We start from the raw sequence: 19,089 nt of genomic DNA on the forward strand, positions 1-19,089 counted from the left end.
ATACGTCACCTCAATAATTCCATTTAAATTATCCTAGTCTCGATTATTGATTAAACCATGAATTCTAATAGTTTTAAAACCAAACCTCGGGATACTTAATTCAAAAATATTCCCATTCTTAAGCGGTATATTGTATTCAACTTTGCCGTCCAGTCGAATACTTTCTACGCTACTTGCTGAACCATTTAAATAAAGTCTGTGTTGCAAACCATTACCGGATGCATTAAATAACCTTAACAAAACATCCTTACCGTCTATTCTCAAAGAAGAAATAATCCAACCGTTATTACCCATTTTTAGACATGATTTTTTCAATGAAGCGACGTGCAATGGCGCACTCTTAAATAATTTTATAATAAGGGGCTTATTATATCTTTGTGAAACATCATTCACCTTCCCTTGCGCCCAATCACCATAATGAGGGAGAAGGGAAAAATTCATACTTGTTGAAGAGTCAATATTATAATCAGCTCCGAATAGGCCTTTACCACTATACTGCGTTACTAATCCCAAGGGTAAATTCTGTCCGTGTGCATAGCTAGTTGTTTCATCTGAGAATAAAGCAAATCCAAATTTTTTATCTTTTTGCCCCAAATCTACCCAATGCAACAGAACAACATTCTTGATACTGTCCCACCTATCAAAAAAAGTATTTTTCAAATTACTTTTCAATATATCAAATGGGGCATCTTTATATATTTCCCCATTGGAAATATTCACAGGGAACAGCGTAAGGAGTTTGTATTTATTGTTATAAAATGCCTTGTTTAAATTTTCATTTTTAAAGATGCCTGTCTCATCATATTTGCCAATGCCTATATTTTTTAACCAACTTATCTGTAGGGAATCCTGTATAGTTCTGCCATTTTTTGTGACCGTGATAATCTGAGTAAATGTGTTATTGGCTATCAGTCCTTTTACTTGCAAACTAGCATACAATCCCCCATTTTCAAGTATTTTTATCGATGCCGGATTTTCTGTACTGGAACGAAAAACGCCTTGTTTATAAAAGAATCCTCTTAACTCCAACAGACCGGGTTTATTTGGCAAAACAAAATCATGATCCGACTTCCCTTTAATAATTAGACTGGTAATGCAGCCACCTTTCATCGGATCAATAAGTATCTGATAGCGATCTGTTTCTATTTTATATACCCCGTTTTTCTGAAGCGCTATTAATGGTTTATCATTAGACGCCCTAATATTTTCATGATTCTCAATTATTTGATAGGTCGTAAAACCTACAGCGGGAACATTACTTAGAAAATAGACCTTAGCACCGTTTTGTTGGATGGGCACCGGACGGTTTTGCTCATCCACAATTTTAACCGTTTTATCCTTCAAATTTTTGGGCAAATTAATAGCAAGAATTTCTGTCCTGGCGTGTCCGGTGGTATTGTATATTCTTAAATAATCATTTTGTTTGTCGCTTAAATTTTTTGGTTTCTGTGTGTATCCTTGCTGGAGGATAGTATCACAAATGCTATTAGCTTCGCTAGTCCAAGAAGTCACATACTGCTGCCAGTTTTTCCCATATTTTCTATTATTGGGTACAACCCAACAATCATGATGCTGGGCAAGTAATAAGTCTTTCCAAGCTACATCCAATTTTTGTCCGGGCCATTTTTGATTAAAATATAATTTGTTTATGCTGGCAATCGTTTCCGTCGCAATTAATTTATTTTCTGTTTCCCTTACTGCTTTGGCCACACGTTGCAATAGCTGGCTTCCCCAGACTAAACTTACTTTTATATCCTCTTGCGGTAATTTCCAGTTTTGAATGTTCCGCTTATCAAATACCTTCGCAAAATAACCTCGCCAGGTTGTATAGCGAACTTTACTATTGTTCCCAAGCCATGGACCATTTCTCCATCCAGCATCTTGAATACACATACCCACCGGATTCTCAATACCAGAAGCGATGGCATTTTTGATATAATTGGCATCATTATTCCATGCAATTGTTTGCCAAGTAGAATTTTTAACGAAGGTTTCATCTTCATATCTCGGAACGGTCCTTATGGAAGACCCATCTGGGCCGATCCAATTGACAAACTCACCGCTATGTGGTGCAACATATCCGGCCCAACAAGTATTTGGATTTTTTAATACTGCATATTTAAAACCATATGACTTTAATATTTGTGGTAGAGCATTTGTAAAACAAGGTTCTTCAGAAGAGTAAGTAGTAAATTTTATTGCAGGAAAATGTTCCCGTAATTTTTGCATACCATAATAAAATTGCCGAATGATACTTTCTCCCGAGATATTAAATAAATAACTTTGTCCGTAATCGGGGTTGATATATTCTATACGTGAATTAACGGAAGAATCATCTATCCATTTTTTTAATCTATTATATCCAACGGGATCAATTCGCTCAATACTATCCCAAGTTACCGGCTCTACCTCCAGGTTTAATTTCCAATTGGGGTTTTTATCTAATTCATCGGCTATAAAACGGCTATAATCATAGGGATAATGCCCCCAAATCCCGCCATGATATCCGTCCACAAAATAATGAGACTGACAATTGCCGAAATTAAAAAAAGCAATTATGAAACAACCTAAAAAGCTAATTTTTAAAAAGAAATCCTTCATCACTTTTCCGTTGGGGTCTATTAAAATTTATTCGTCCTTATATTAACCAAATGATTGATCAATAAGCTAATTCAATTGATATTATTTTCTATCTCATTTCCTATGATTTCCATCTGGCAATTCAAACATCCCCTATCTTATAAAATAAGACAGGTGGTTGTATAATCATACTTATTACTTGCAGCAATTACCATGTCTTTGCAGATATATCTAGTAAAAACGATGTTTACAAGAAATAGTTTAAAAATTTACCTTGAACGCATTTCACTTGTCATTATAGGGCTCTACTATTACATAGTATTTGCCACCGGGCAAAAGCGCATTTTTGAATTCTATATTTATTAATTTGGATTCTCCCTCCATTAAAGTAAAATAATCATCGTTCATAATCGCCGGCAAAATGCGTGCTCCACTTTCAGCATTATAAGCCTGCACATGAATTGCAAAGGCTACTGCTTTTGATTTTTTAGGGTTGAGAATTTGTACCGCTACGGTGGAGGAATCATTCCCTCTAATCAAATTGGAAGAAACCTTTAAAATTGCTTTCGGCAATGCGTTCAAAGCAGTATAATCTTGCCCCTTATTGTTATTCCAATAGAAGTTCTCTGAAAGAATTTTACCCGCAGAATCCTTTAAATATAATCGAATAAAATTTGTCGGCGATAAATGCTCTTTCTTATTTTTTATCCCATAAACTTCAAACTCATACAATGAATAGCCCCATTGTGTCGCTCTCTTAATTCCTTGCATCTTTACATATCTTGCCTTAACTGGAGCAAAGCTAATATGCTCATTTCCACCTGCCCCATTATGGGTTTCAAATATATCTTTCCAATGCACGGCATCATTTGAAATCTGCAATTTAAAAGCTTTGCCATAAGCAGACTCCCATATTAAATTGACTGAAGCAATTTCTTTTTCTACTCCTAAATCGACATATACCCATTGGTTATCGTTATAATTGCTACTCCAGCGACTTCCAATGCTTCCATCGGTTACTGCAACTGCAGATTGAGCATCTGAAGAAGTACTTGATGCATACGATTTTTGTTGAAAGGCCAAATTATTTTTAGAAAAATTAATGTGGAAACAAGAGGCAACCGTATCAGCCTTTACACTTAAAATTTTCTTCTGATTATACTCAGGGACTTCAGATCCATCTAAATTATAAACCTTACTTACCGCTTCCAAGTTTTTGTAATTTTTTAAGGTTGTGTTGATCACGTTTACAGAATTGTTAGCGCAATCCCATTGAATATGTATAGGCTCACAAGCCTTTTTCACTCCCCAATAAGCACCGTTCAAGTCATAGTAGTAGTCATAGGTTTGCCATACAAAAGAAGGATAGGCCGATTGACTCATCCAAGTCATAACACCGGAGGCATCTTTCCACATATGTTGCTGCCAACCTTCATAAAGCGCCTTATTAACTTGGATATTTAGCAACTGCGCTTTTCGACAAAAATCTTCAATTCCCGAAGCTTCTCCGTATTCGCTATTTACCGTAGAGAAATAATGGTCCGGGCCTGCATTTGCTGCTGACTTACCAAAGAAATGTTTGTTCCACATGCTGTCTCTTGGCCACCAATCTGCCTTAGGCATGAATTTTTTAAAACTCTCAAATGTGGTAAATACGGCCGTTCCAATCTCTGTTCTAAAACCCCAACCTTGACTACCTCCAAAGCCATTTGGGTATTTTGTAAAATACCATTTAGGGCTAAAATTTGCCCATGGGCCACTCCCTGTAAGAGCTCCAGCGTGTGAATTTGGCTGATAAAGTCTATCGCCGCCATCAAAAGTTCGCACATCTTCCTTTAACCATCCGTTCAATGGCGGAAGAGGAGCACTTTCATTGTCACCACACCACACAGCTATACAAGCGTGATTTCTAAAACGTACAATTTTATCTACTGCATTTTTATTAAAAGTGAATATGTCTGTGGGGAGATTTGGATGAGAATTTAGCCAAAAATCATCCCAAACCATTATGCCATATTTATCACAAGCATCATAGAAAGCATCGTCAGTGGTGGAGCCAATCCAGTTACGAATCATATTTAAGTGCATTTGCTGATGTAATTTCACTTTAGTATCATACTCATCTCCTCTGCATCTTAGCAGGTATTCACTCATACCCCAATTCCCACCTTTGACAAATATCTTTTTACCATTTACTTTTATATGCAAGACTCCACCCAAAGTATCATACGTATATTTACGAATACCAAATTTAATGGAGGTAGCGTCTGATAATTTATCATTTAAATAAACCTGAACATGGCAGCTATATAAATTTGGTTGACCATATCCGTTCGGCCACCATAGTTTTGGGTTTTCAATTAATAATTCCTTAAAAAAAGTGGTATCAAAATGCTCCGCAACCACTGCGTTAGGGTTGATTGTAAAAGGCTTTTTGATACTAATATTTCCTGGTTGAATATGGAGATGAACATAACCCTTTTCTTGTTCACCCTCGCTGTTTTTAAGTCGAATATTTAAAGAAACAGCAGCCGCATCGAACGAGGAATTCAAACCTGTTCTTATCCAAGTATTATCAATTGTAATATTTCCTGAGGTCGAAAAATAAACATCGTCCGTTATTCCTTGAAGAAGACCTGGAACCGATGGCATCCAATCCCAACCATCACTTGAAATATAAGTAGGACTAGCATAATTGGGAACGGGCAAAGTCGGCCAATATACTAAAACAGCAATTACATTTTTCGATGATGCATTTAAAAGCTTTGTAACATCAAATTTCCCTTGCTCCATAAAACCGTCAAGCAAGCCAAGTCTTCTACCATTAAAGAAAACCTCTCCTTTTCTATTGATTCCTTTAAAATTCAACCAGACCTTTTCATCTGCATTGTGTTTTGGAGAAACAACCAATGTGCGATACCAAAAATTTCTATCGTATTTAGATTTATCTACCTTATAAATATTATCACCATAATTTGGGTCTTTTTCTAAACCATCATTCACATAAGAAGTGAAAACCGCACCAGGTACTGTTGCGTTTACCCATGCCTTGTCGTCGTATTTAGGGTCAAATATTTTGACGCTATCTTGAACAGACGACTGTGGCGTTAATTTCCAATTTACTTCATTAGCATTTTGGCTATTTAAAGATATATTTAACTGCGCTTTTAGAACAGAATTGAAAAGGAATGAGAATACAAATATTCGAAGAAATTTCCTGTGTGGCATTTTTATTTTTTTTAAAATTGAATCCGAAAAGAAGCCGCATTACGGCTTTTACAAAGCGATCCCTTCTTTGCTTATTGCAGCCAATTAAACAAAACACGTCATAATAAAAGAAGTTCTAAAATATTTTACTCCATTTTTGAAGGATCCCAAATGGCCACTGCAATTCTCGAATCCGCACAACCATAATAGAGAAACCACTTATTTTTAAAATAAACCAACCCTTCAATAAATACTGTTCCTGCAGGGTATTGACCACTTTTTTCAAAAGCCATTGTTGGTTTAAGAAAAGGCTTGTCGAGTCTATGTACAATTTTTGTAGGATTATTTGCATCGAACAAAGCTTGCCCAGCACAATAAGCATTTAAAGTATAATTTTTATCGGCATCTGCTCCATCATCATTTTTGCCATTATACATCAATACAATTCCTTTGTTAGTCAGTATGGCAGGTGGCCCACATTCGGTAAGTTGGCTATCAAAATAACCTTTTCGTGGTGACATTAAAATTTTCAAACTACCATCTTTTTCTACCAAAGGGTTCCAGTTAACCAAGTCCTCAGAAGTTGCTGCATACACATGTTTTTCTCCCCAGTACATCCAATATTTTCCATTGATTTTTGTAATCTCTAATTTACCCTTTACCAGCTTTGTGAGAATAGAAGCAGACTTCGTAGCCATATTAAAGAAGCGCCCGCTATAAGCCTTTCTAAAAACTGGTCCATATTTATGCCAATGAATTAAATCTTTGGAAGTAGCAACAGCCAATCTCGGAATTTTTCGATTCCATTGGGTATATAAAATCACATAAGTGCCATTGCTGGTAACAGCTACACGAGGATCTTCGCAACCTCCCGGCCATTCATTTTCTTTTTGATTATCTAGAGCCGGATACAGTACAGGTTTAGACAACCTTTTCATATGAATACCATCGCTTGATGAAGCAAAGCCAATTCTTGAAGTACGGCTGCCTATGCCCACCGCGCTATTATCTTCTGCTCTATATAAAACAATGATTTTCCCATCTTTTTTAATTGCAGCCGGATTAAAAACATCACTCGACTCCCAGCCAATATTCTTTCCGGACATAGGATCTAAAAAAGTTGTTGCTTCCGGCGAAAGTATAGGGTTCACATTTGCAGGCCTTATAAATGGTCCAAAGCTCCAAGTGTTTTTATTCCATTGACAAAATGAATTTTGTAAGGAGATTATAAAAATTACACTCAAACATATTACCCATTTATGTATTGATTTTTTTAGCATTATTCAGGATTTAATTAAAGGATGGAGGTGATTGAGTTGTTCCCCAAGTTTTGTTCGGTTTACCGCTTAAGTCAAATTGCAATGTACCACCATTTGCAATCGTACTCCAATCAATCCATGTACTTTCATATTTCTTTCCATTAAATTTTAACGATTTTATATAGGGTTTATTTTCGCTTCCACCCACTATTTTCAAATCTCCATTTTTCAAATGAATAACAGCTGATTGCATATAGGGACTCGTAATTGAAAACCCGCCTACACCAGGTATCTCAGGAAATAAACCTAACGCAGAAAATACATAATAGGCACCCATAGCACCTAAATCATCATTACCCGGTAGGCCTCCCGGTTTATCAAAATACTGCTCTTTTAAAACTCTGTGCACAACAGCTTGGGCTTTGTAAGGCGCATCTGTCCAGTTATATGCCCATGGAGTGGCAAAGCTCGGTTCATTTCCAGAGGCGAACCACTCTTGCCCATAATTTGCATCGAGTCTAACAAAAAGACTATCCAATCTTTTCGCTGCAATATGCTTACCACCTATTGTATCAATTAATGCCTTTAAGTTAAATGGAACCATCCAAAAATAGTTTTTGTAGGTCGCCTCTCTCCAGTCCGCATCATAGTTTTTCCAAGACCCATCCGCATTTCTCGACTGCAACCATTTCCTCTCAGGATTGTATAATTTTTTCCAACTTTGCGCTTTGTGCTGATACCATTGACTTATATATTCATCGTTGCAAGCGTGTAGCGCAAATTGGGATATGGCAAAATCCGCACTGTTATATTCTAATTGCATAGACGCATTTGTATAATATCCTTTGTCTAAAAAGTTCTGTAATCCGGGGCGGGTCAAAATACCTTGTGAATGCGCCGTCGGATCCTCTGCACCGTGTCGCATGGTCGCCAGAATGGACCTTGTATCATAATTGCGCGCGCCAAATGCGTAAGCATTCGCGATTAATATAGCAGTGGGATCACCTTGCATAATACCGGTTTCTACATTTGCTAAGACCCATCTCGGAAATCCACCACCTGATTGTTTAGCAAAGACCTCCAGCGATTGCACCACATCTGAAGCCACATCGGGCTCCAATATACTTAATAATTGAATCTGGGTGCGATAGGTATCCCAATTACTAAACGATGTGTATTCATTTGTTGAGGTTTGGTGGATTCTATAATCCGCCCCCATATATTCACCATTTACATCGTTACATATATTGGGATGAATATATGAGTGATATAAATGCGTATAAAACTGTTGTACAAATGAGGAATCGCTACTTTTGATTTGAATTTTATTTAAACAACTATTCCATTTACTTTCAGCATTGGCTTTCACTTTATCAAAACTCCATCCGGTATTCTCGGCCTCCAAATTTTTGCGGGCATTTTCTACCGAAACATAAGACACGCCGATTTTGTATTGAATAACTTTATTACTTTCTACATCAAAAGTAAAATACACACCTGAATGGCTCCCTTCTGCAAAAGTTCCATTTTTTGTAATCTTCTGGTTTTTCCAAACACCAGAATTACAGGCGTTATTATCAAATTGGGCGACAAAATAAACTTTGTATGGAGTAGCAATACCGCAGAATGAACCGCCATCAGCATAGCCTTCACAAGAATTTTTACCCGTTATTACAATAGACGATGTACTAATAGGGGTAGCTGCAACCCCACCACCAATGATAATGGTGGCTTTATGTTCCTTATCCGGATAGGTAAATTTGGCAAATCCGGTTCTTTTTGTTACCGTGAACTGAGCCTTTATGCTATCCGCAACGGTGGCTTGGTAATACCCCGCTGAGCCAACTTCCTTAGAAACATTCATCCTAAGATTGATAATGCTATCCGGAGAAATAGATAAATCACCCAATAGAGGAAGAACAGGAAAATTGCCCATTTCATCACAACCCGCTCCACTTAATTGATTGATAACAAAACCACTTTGCGGAGAAAAATAAGAGCGCGTAAACTGCACCATACCAAAAGGGTAAGTCGCTCCCGGGTAAGTGTTTCCTGATGCTTTCGTACCAATCATCGTATTTACTTTGCCCGCTAAATTATCTTGGGCATATAATTTTTGCGTACAAAACGCAAAAAAAGCCAAAATCAAAAATTGTACTCTTTTGTTCTTTCTTTTAGTCATTTTATAAATTCTCATTAGATAAAGAATAGGGTCTATCTGCTTTATTGACGCTTCTGTTTTTATTAGGACTGTTGCCCATCTCAAATTCAAATTCACCACCATTTATTATGTCTGCATATTTAATCCAATTGTGCGTAAAATCTTTCCCGTTTAATGTCGCTCCTTGAATATATACATTTTGTCGATTATTGTTTGGTGCACTAATCACGAACTTATTTCCATTTTCCAATGTGATCGTAATTTTATTAAAGACCGGACTTCCTATTACGTACTGGTCCGTTCCAGGACAAACGCTGTATAATCCCATCGCGCTCAATACATACCAAGAGGACATCTGTCCTTCATCCTCATCACCCGGATAACCATTTTCGGATGCGTTGTAAAGCTTATCCATAATTTGCCTTATATGAAACTGCGTCTTCCAAGGCTGCCCTGCATAATCATACAGATAAGGCATATGCTCTATTGGCTCATTACCTTGCGCATATTGTCCCATTTTGGAAGCCACCATTTCGTTCATCTCATGAATCCTGTAACCATACGTGCCAACATCTACAGAATCGGGAGCAGAAAAAACGGAATCAAGTTTTGCAACAAAATGCTTATCTCCGCCCATCAAATTTATTAGGCCTTGTATATCATGAAAAACGGACCAGGTATAGTGCCAAGAGTTACCTTCTACAAAAGGACCTCCCCATTCGTAAGGATTGAAGCTTTTATTCCAATTTCCATTTTTATCTTTTCCCTGAACAAAATTTGTAGCCGGATTAAATACGTCTTTATAATTATACAATTGTCTTGAAAATATATTTTCATAAAACTTATTGTGTGTCATTTTTGCAAGCTGATAAGCACAAAAATCATCATAACAATATTCAAGCGTTTTTGCTGTAGCACCTACTCCACTTGAGGGATAAGGAATGTAGCCTAAAGTAAAATAAGACTTCCATTCTTTACGACCAAACCGACCATTTGGTCCATTACCTGTAACTTCATGAAAGTAATAATTTAATGCTGTATCCGGATTGAAAGTTCTAATGCCTTTTGCCCAAGCATCCGCCAACACAGAAATTGCGTGATTGCCAATCATTACACCGCCAGTCTCACCAGGGAATGACCATGAAGGCAACCAACCACATTGGCGCTTTACATCCAATATAGCATTCATATATTGACCTTCCATCATAGGATGGAGTAAGGCATTTAGAGGGAACTGTGCTCTAAATGTGTCCCAAAAACCGGTGTCTGTAAAGAAATAGCCTTTATGTATTTTACCATCATTGGGGCTGTAATAATATGGCTGTCCGTTTTCATCATACTCATAAAATTTACATGGAAACAAATTAGCTCTGTAGAGGCAAGAATAGAATGTTTCCTTCTCGGCATTAGAACCACCTTCTACCTGAATTCTATTTAATAATTTATTCCAAACTTTTGCAGCTTTTTCTTTCGTTTGATCAAAAGTATTATTGCCTATTTCGGTATTCAAATTTCTTTCTGCCTGCTCTAGATTAATATAAGAAGACGCTATTTTCGCTTCCACTTTTACTCCTTTTGCAAACTGAATAAAGCCCCCTATTTGTTCTCCCGAGTCCATCAAATTCTTCCGCTTTATTTCCCCTGTTTTACCATTCCAGGTACCGTAGTCAATAATGGGCTTATTAAAAGTAATGACGAAATAGTTTTTAAAATTGCCCGGAATAAATAAACCGTTATTTACATAACCTGTAATCTTATTTTGTTTGGGGAATATTTTTATTTCACTAAGTTTGGTATACCCATCAATAATTAAATAGGCCGATTTATTTTTTGGAAAAACAAATCTAAAGTTTGCCGCTCGTACCGTTGGTGTTATCTCCGTCGATATGCCATTGTCAAAAATTACCTTGTAATAATTGGGCTTCGCAATCTCGTTGCTATGTTTAAAAGTGCTAGCCCTTTTAGTCTCGTCGACAACCAATTTCCCCGAAACCGGCATCAAAGTAAATACACCATAGTCGTTCATCCAGGGACTGCATTGATGCGTCTCACCAAAACCTCTTATGCTTGAAGACCCATATTGATATTTCCACCCATCGCCATTTTTACCCGTTTGAGGCGACCAAAAATTCATGCCAAAAGGTAAGGCTACCGCGGGAAAAACATTTCCAGCTGAAAACTGAGGCGTTGAATTAGTGCCTTGCAGCCCATTTACATATTTTAGTAAATTAGGTTCTTGTGAATAACCCATATTGCAAAACAAGAATGCAGCCGTGAAAATCGAAAATAATTTCATTTTAATTTGCCCTTCAATTTTTATTTATATTTAAGTACCAATTAGTAATCCAATCCACTATTTCTTTTACTATTTCTATTAAGCAGAAACAGTGCGATTCAACGCTACAATAAAAAAGAATTGCTCCCCGCTTGAATTGTATATTTTTTATTCTTCCAAATAAACACGCCGGAAGTTTTCTCAGGTAGATTTATGTTGATTCTCCATTTACCATTTTCTAATCTATAAGCAACAGCCACTTTTCCATTTGGATGAGGAATCTCTCCGCTTACATTGGTCATTGTACCCAAATGCGGTTCTATTTTTATTCTACTAAAGCCTGGCGCATCACTGTCTATTCCCAAAACAGTTCTAAAAAACTCAATATTGGGACTACTTCCCCAAGCGTGACAATCAGAGCGCGTAGTGTAAATATCAGATATCTCCGCCCAAGTGGTAAGCCCCATCTTAATATCATTTTTCCATACACCTAACCAATTCATATAATCATTGCCCAATCCAGCTTTCACCAAAGCCCTATTCAAATAATACTTAAAATAAATAGTACATTGTGTTAAACTGCTATCAGTAATTAACTTTTCTGCTAAAGCATGCAATTGTGATTCTCCAACCATTCCAGCAAGGATAGCCAGGGCATTAGCATGTTGAGAAAAACTAGATTTATCTACTACATCCGCATACAATCCCCGTTTAGTGTCCCAATATTTATTTTGAATTGTTTGTTTTAATTGAGCTGCTTTCTTTTGGTAGATAGTGGCAAAAACAGGTTCTCCCATTTTTAACTCCATTTGATTCATCCATTGGTAAGCTAATAGCAATTGCAAATCAAGTATTGCCGAGCTTCCATCAGATCCTCTAGGGGAATTTCCAAAAAACCAACCTTTCCCATTTGCCCAATCCACAAAATTCCAATAAGGCACATCTTTTAAAGAGCCGTCTTTTTGTTGATATTTGCCAAAGAAGTCAAGTATATCTCGAGCGCCCGACAATTTACTTTTAATAAAAAGAGGGTCATTTCTATACATCCAATAATCATGCAGCATTCCAATATACCATAAAGAGAAAGGAGGAATAATTTGTGTACTATGCGTTGGATAACGGCTAAGCGTAACTCCTTCAGGCAGGCGCGAATGATCCATTAGATTAAGAGCATTACGGGCTAATCGATCGTCACCCGTGTAATAATAGGAAACCATCGCCTGAATTCTAGTATCGCCAATGTATTGTAATTGTTCATAATAAGGACAATCGGTATAAGTTTCAAAAGCATTTAGTCTGGCAGTACGCCACCCAATGTTCAAAATTTGTTGAATTTCTTTATTGTCTTTATCTGAATGTATTACCGCTTTTTGCTTAAATGGAAATCCGGTAAAAGTTCCGTAAAAATCATTTAAAACAAGTGGCTCATTTTTAGTTTTTATTACCAAGTGGATATACCGGTATGTACGGAACCTAAGTGTCGTAAAGGATTGTCCCATTTTACCATTGGAAATTAGGTCGTCGGTTCTACCTGAGAAATCTTTCCCCTCTACAACGTTACGATTGCTTTTTCGCATGCCGTATTTAGCGATATTATCAAAAAGAGACTCTGCATAACCAATAGAAATAGTTGCATCTTTTCCGCCGCTAAATACAGCGGTTATATAAGCATTGGTCTCATAAGTTTGGTCAAGTAACAATTCGACTGTTGAATGAGCGGCGATAGTAATGGACGTCTTGGAAGCGGGAAATCCTGCGGGAACTTTTATTCCTTTTTCCTCCCGCAAAACAGCAATACGTTGGTAAGTCCGCTCCATTTGTGGCAAAGAAGAAGGCACCAACATCCAACCAAACCCATCTCCCTCTCCTTTAAGCTTAGCCGGAAAAAGTTCAGCAGCATTACTCCAGGAACTATCGTCAAAATTCGCTGCTTTCCATCCCATAATTGTCTTATTCATATCCACATTTTGCCCCGTGCTGGCCGCGAAATACCCCCAAAGAGGCTGATAAGCACTATCACGCGTACATTTCCAGGACTTATCGGTGTTCAGGACTTCCTCCTTAGCAGAATTCCCTTGTAAGACAAAACCGGTGCGCAGCGTGATTTGCGATTCAGGACGATATTGGGCCTCATTGTAAACAAGGGCCGCAATAATATTTTTTCCCTTATGAAGAAAGGGGGCCAAATCAACTGTTTCAAAATTCCAATAGTGAAGGTCGCTGCGCACCGGCCCCAATGAGACCAATGAGTCATTTACAAACAATTTATAACGATTATCTGCCGAAAGGTTTACAATAAAAACACTCGGAGTTCGTTCCAAATCAAGATTCTTCCTAAAATAATAAATACCATAACCCATTCCATCATCACCCGGTGCGGCAATCCATTTTGCATTCCATTGACTAAGTCGAGGTGAGAGCCGTTGACCATAGCTATAAGTCGTTATGCATACACTTGACAACAAGACCATTAAACCCGCAACAAAATTCTTCATATATTTTTTTATTGAATTATGCCAGTATACTAAAATTGAAAAAATCTCTTTATAAAATCAATGACCGTTCAGATATCGCTCCAATAAAACATGGCTACTTCAAGGCTCTATTTATAGCCACCTTTACGATTGGCTCCATTACTTTATAACCCATAAGGTTGGGGTGCACAAAACCATCCTGAGACCATTTCGCTATTAATCCATCATTATGATTAACCATCGCCGACCAATAATCTACATAAACAATGTGATTTTGTTCAGCGTATTGTTTTAGCATCTTGTTTAGCTGCATAATTTTGGGGGCCGGATTTAAACCATGATGCCAAGGAAAATCCGAAGCGGGGAGTACCGAGCATAAAATAGATTTAATCCCATTTACTCTTGCTAACTCAACCATTGAAACAATATTCCCAAAAGTATTTTCGATAGATATAGGTCCTCTATTCTCAGCTATATCATTGGTTCCAGCCAAAATCACCACTACCTTTGGATGTAAGTTTATCACGTCTTCCCGGAAACGAACCAGCATTTGAGCAGAGACCTGCCCTCCTATCCCCCGACCTATATAATCATTTCTCGTAAAAAATGTCGAGTCTATATTATACCAATTTTCAGTTATGGAATTTCCCATAAAAACCACCTTATTTTCTTTGTGAGCAGCACCCATTAGATTTGCATTGGCATCTTTGTATTTTGAGAGCCAAGACCAATCGGTATATATTAAATTATCATAGTATTTCTTAAGATTTGCCCAGCCTTCAGCAGTCTTCCGAGCTTCTGTTTTTTCGTTACTTATAGGTTTCAATAAACCTTTCTCTTTTAACCAGTCGACAAAACAGTTATTCCAACTACCCGCAGAGGTATCAAATAAGAAATTGTTTTCTTTAGTATAAAGATGTAATTCCGTAGAGTGTCCGGTATTCATCAAGCCTTTATATAAATCCAAATATTTTAATTGTTTTGCTTTCGAACCATCCGCCACCCCAGCGATAAACAATAGCGGAACATCAAGTGTCGCAGTATTTAAAGAGGCTTTTGTGAAATTCGGATCGATTATTCCGGCAAAATTAGGGCGACTACTTATGGCCTTACGCAGCGTTATGAATGAGGATGCCAAAGGAGCATTCGAAAAGTCTAAAATACCGATTTGACTTGGCGATATTTTATAGACAGTTGCGTGACTTCTTATATAAGAAACGGATGCAACTCCATCAGCTTTTATTACAGAAACCTGAAGCGGTTGCCCTTCAACTCTAGCACCATAGTCTAATAAAAACACGACAACGCCTTTTTCACTAAGCCATTCAGCTAACCTAATATTATTCTCTTTGTGCGAAGTACCATGAGGCAATAGTACGATAGCTGTTCCAGTTGGCTGTACCATTGGATCCACAGTATAAATCATGAGTGTCGGATGACCCTTATTATGATTTGCATTAGGATATAGTTGAATCAACTTTTGCTGAGCCTTTACTGAAAAAGCCAAGCATATCAATGCGATTACGATTAATTTTTTATTCATACCAAATTGCTTTTTTAGTTATTCACTTAATAAAACAGAAAACAACAACTTATTTTAAATTAATAGGAGCGATAAAGAGATGTGTTTGTAATAAATGTAGATGCAGGTAATCCTGCTTTATTGAATAAATGAGGTACCGCCTTATCTGACCAAGCGTAACGAACCGCCATTGGATGTGCGACCGAAGCAGCAGATACAATCACTTTATTTCCTTGAATAAATGCGGCAGCTGGTACAAACCTCCCATCATCTCCTGCGATTTCAAAACTATTTAAGGTTCCTCCTTTAGCGTCTAAGCCGCCATCGGAATATTTAAAAGATATAGCAATCTTATTGCCTTCTATCTTCATACTTTTATATAGAGGGCCGGAATAAACAATCCCCTTTTCTCCATAAGTATTCGATAATGCCCAGAGCGCAATACGCCTACCTACTTCCTGTTTATGCGAAGGATGAATATTTGTTGTGTCTCCTATATCAAGTGTCACTGCCATACCTGTATTGGGCAATTGTAAAGTTGCCCGCTGTGCATCCCGGAGTGCTGCAGATTTAACTCCACTGCTGCCATAAGGAAAAGGCGCAATTTGCACAAAATAAAATGGGAAACTACCTTCGTGCCATCTTGTTCGCCAATCCTCAATCATATCGGGGAAAAGCCTAGCGTATTGTGTTGCTCTACCAACATTAGATTCGCCTTGATACCAAATAGCACCTTTTATCGCAAAAGGTATTAAAGGAGCAATCATTCCATTGTATAATACTGCCGGGTTGTTAGGGTTTTGGGTAACTAAAGACTCATTGTGCTTAACAAAAGCTATTTTGTATTTCCAATTACTTGAAAGATTAATACCATTGTTAGAAGAACTCCCGGCAGGATAAATATTCAATGCATCTTTTTCACCGTATATGCCACCATTCCCTCCTGCATCAGTTACTCTTATCGCAATTACATTTACGCCTGCTTTAACCATATTGCCCGGTATATCATACGACCGCGGAGTCAGCCAACCATCGGTTGCCCCTATCTTCTGTCCATTAAACCAAGTAATATCATTATCATCGACGGGTCCCAGATTTAGCTTTAACGGTTTACCCACCCAAGAAGCAGGAATATTTATTTCTTTTCTAAACCACACGATGCCATCCAAGTCCGGATATCCGGCTTTTTCCCATGTCGTCGGCAATGCCATTGTTTTCCAAGAATGATCTTCGAAGTTAGTTTCTTTGAATTGATCGTTAATATGTACAGATGCTTTCTGCCAAGCTATATCATCATCTTTATATTGTTTCTCTACCTTTTTTACAATTGGACTTAAAGAATCCAATTTATTAAGTGCACTGTCAAAATCACCAAGTTTTCGCAAAGCACTATTACTAGTCCAAGCTTCTGCAACTGTGCCCCCCCAACAAGTTTCAATTAAACCAATCGGAACTTTCAACTTTTGATAAAGCGCCCGGCCAAAGAAATAAGCCGTAGCACTAAATGGCGCAACAGATTGCGGATTGCATTCCGACCAGTTGCCTTCACAATTTTGCTGTGGAGAAAGTGCAATGTCGCGCTTTACCGTAAATAAGCGAATATTCGGATAATTAGCATTTTTTATTTCTTGAGCTGAATTTAGCATCGAAGCCATTGGCGGCCAACCTTGAAGTGGAAATTCCATATTAGACTGGCCAGAACATACCCATACTTCTCCAATCATGACATTATGCAACACGATTGTTTGGGAACCTTTGATGGTTAAAGTATATGGCCCGCCAGCCTTTGGCGTTTTTATCTTCAACATAAAATAGCCTTCTATATTAGCTTTTGTGCTTATCGATTGATTATTCCAACTGCCACTGAGGGTTATTATCTGTTCCGGCTTCGCCCAACCCCAAACAGGAGCCTCGTAGCGCTGTTGCAAAACCATATTATCCGCAAAAAAAGTCGGTAATGTTATTTTAGCAAAAGCAGAAAAGGAAAAAAACAAACATAAGAATGCAGCGACGGATAATCTAGTAAACACACGCATAACTTGAATCATTTAATGGTTATGAAAAATCTATCCTATGGCAATGCTAACTTGACAAAAAGATTATTGTACTTTTTCAAGCGTAATTCGGTGGTTAACCGGCTTATTGATTGCATAAATTTTGTCAACAAGTATTTCCATTTCTTCCTTCCAGACATCCCGAACACTTTTATTGTGTCCTGCAATATAAGCACCCATATTTCCGCGAACAAAAGGATTCGTAATAGCACCAACTCTAACAGTGTCGATTGCAGCATAGTTGTCCTTAAATAACATGCCCTTATCTTGGAGAAAAGAATATTCCACCCATAGGTAATCACGAAACCCTTTTTCTATATTCCAGCGCTCCTCGTTCAACTCCATGATTGCTGAAGCTTGCTGATATTCCGGTGTGCTTTTTTGTTTCGCTAAATTAATCCCATTGGCCAAATCAGAGGAAGACCATTCTCCTATTTTCTGACCGTCTATTTTCAAAACATAATTTTCATCAGGTAAATTTCTAACGACCAAAAGTTCATTATCAAACTCTTTCATAAAAGGAATAACTTTCAAGGCATCCGAGGCCGGTTTAGTTTCCTCCCAACCACGAACGATTGTATCAACTGGAAATGGTAAAGACTTCGCTAAATAGTCAAATGCTACGCTATTTGCTGAAACTTTTAAATTGGAAATATTGCAGTTTCCTTCTTTAATTACTTTTTTTGATTTAGCATCAATCGCTATATCTGCGACATCTTTCCCTGCCAGACCCTGGCTTTTAAGAATAGTAGAAGCCATTACTAAATGTCCATCATCATCCGGATGTATGCGACCAGAACCCTCCAGAGTAAAAGCTGAATCTGTTTTCTGTTCTCTTAAATTAATTGCGGTCATGGGGCTGCTAAGATCCACATATCCCCAACCGTTTGCTTTTGCAGAAGCTTCCTGAAAGCTGTCGATCCTTAACATTGCTTTATTTTTTCCGGGAAAGACCGTACTTTTAATTTTTGCTGTTTCATCGAACGGAGGCCCGGACATGATAATCTTTTTTGCCTGGGGATATTGTTGAAAACGTTTTTCGATTTTTTTATAAGATTTATATGATCTTTCCACATTTTCATCTGCCAGTTCTTTCGCATTTGGTTTTAAATATTCATAATATCCGGCGTCGTTCATACCAAAAGTCAGGAAAATAACGGTAGGCTTTTTAGCGAAAACATCGCTGTCTAACCTTTTATACATCTGCTCGGCCACGTCTCCACCAATACCACAGTTAAATATTTCGATTCTTCTATCTGGGAAATGTGTCATGTAATACAGCCATACATAAGAATGGTAATGCCCCCCATGCGTGATACTATTGCCCTCAAAAACGACTCGATCACCAGTTTTAAATGGTGCAACATTTTGGGCATGAGCGATTATACTTAAGGAAAAAGCCATTCCAATTAATGCAATTATTTTTTTTATCATCTTTTGCTTTTTTTAAAATTATTATAAAAACCATTTGTAGTTAAATAAGAATCCTTTCGTTGAGAAAATTCAAATCTTTTATACACTATACCAAGCGCCCTAGCCATGAGGCTGAAAAAATCG

Annotated in this window: 9 protein-coding genes; all 9 read right to left on the bottom strand. The window is 37.6% G+C overall.

Annotation, left to right across the window (positions count from 1 at the left end; genetic code table 11):
• Positions 1 to 33: 33 nt before the first annotated feature.
• The 9 genes from ACQR30_RS08020 to ACQR30_RS08060 all read right to left on the bottom strand — a co-directional run bounded on the left by ACQR30_RS08020 (position 34) and on the right by ACQR30_RS08060 (position 18,966).
• A complete protein-coding gene (locus tag ACQR30_RS08020) occupies positions 34 to 2,601 on the bottom strand; it encodes a glycoside hydrolase family 38 C-terminal domain-containing protein (protein WP_429733796.1) in 2,568 nt (855 codons plus the stop codon).
• Positions 2,602 to 2,865: 264 nt separating this feature from the next.
• A complete protein-coding gene (locus tag ACQR30_RS08025; RefSeq protein ID WP_429733799.1) occupies positions 2,866 to 5,808 on the bottom strand; it encodes a discoidin domain-containing protein in 2,943 nt (980 codons plus the stop codon).
• Between the two features lie 125 nt (positions 5,809 to 5,933).
• The gene (locus ACQR30_RS08030) at positions 5,934 to 7,067 is read right to left on the bottom strand and encodes a glycoside hydrolase family 130 protein (protein ID WP_429733802.1); all 1,134 of its coding nucleotides are present in this window, start codon (positions 7,065 to 7,067) and stop codon (positions 5,934 to 5,936) included.
• A gap of 10 nt (positions 7,068 to 7,077) precedes the next feature.
• Complete coding sequence (locus tag ACQR30_RS08035) at positions 7,078 to 9,228, bottom strand: GH92 family glycosyl hydrolase (protein ID WP_429733805.1); 2,151 nt, start codon at positions 9,226 to 9,228, stop codon at positions 7,078 to 7,080.
• Position 9,229: 1 nt separating this feature from the next.
• Complete coding sequence (locus ACQR30_RS08040) at positions 9,230 to 11,503, bottom strand: GH92 family glycosyl hydrolase (RefSeq protein WP_429733807.1); 2,274 nt, start codon at positions 11,501 to 11,503, stop codon at positions 9,230 to 9,232.
• A gap of 104 nt (positions 11,504 to 11,607) precedes the next feature.
• Positions 11,608 to 13,977, bottom strand: a complete 2,370-nt coding sequence (locus tag ACQR30_RS08045; RefSeq protein WP_429733810.1) for an alpha-L-rhamnosidase N-terminal domain-containing protein — start codon at positions 13,975 to 13,977, stop codon at positions 11,608 to 11,610.
• Positions 13,978 to 14,071: 94 nt separating this feature from the next.
• Complete coding sequence (locus tag ACQR30_RS08050) at positions 14,072 to 15,499, bottom strand: GDSL-type esterase/lipase family protein (RefSeq protein ID WP_429733812.1); 1,428 nt, start codon at positions 15,497 to 15,499, stop codon at positions 14,072 to 14,074.
• 59 nt (positions 15,500 to 15,558) lie between these two features.
• On the bottom strand, positions 15,559 to 17,514 hold the full coding sequence (locus tag ACQR30_RS08055; RefSeq protein WP_429733814.1) for a sialate O-acetylesterase: 1,956 nt from the start codon (positions 17,512 to 17,514) through the stop codon (positions 15,559 to 15,561).
• A 63-nt stretch (positions 17,515 to 17,577) separates the two neighbouring features.
• Entirely contained in the window at positions 17,578 to 18,966 is a 1,389-nt protein-coding gene (locus ACQR30_RS08060; protein ID WP_429733817.1) for an SGNH/GDSL hydrolase family protein, read from the bottom strand.
• Positions 18,967 to 19,089: the final 123 nt, after the last annotated feature.

Origin of the sequence: Arachidicoccus sp., from assembly GCF_050436765.1 — a bacterium.
Lineage (GTDB): Bacteria > Bacteroidota > Bacteroidia > Chitinophagales > Chitinophagaceae > Arachidicoccus.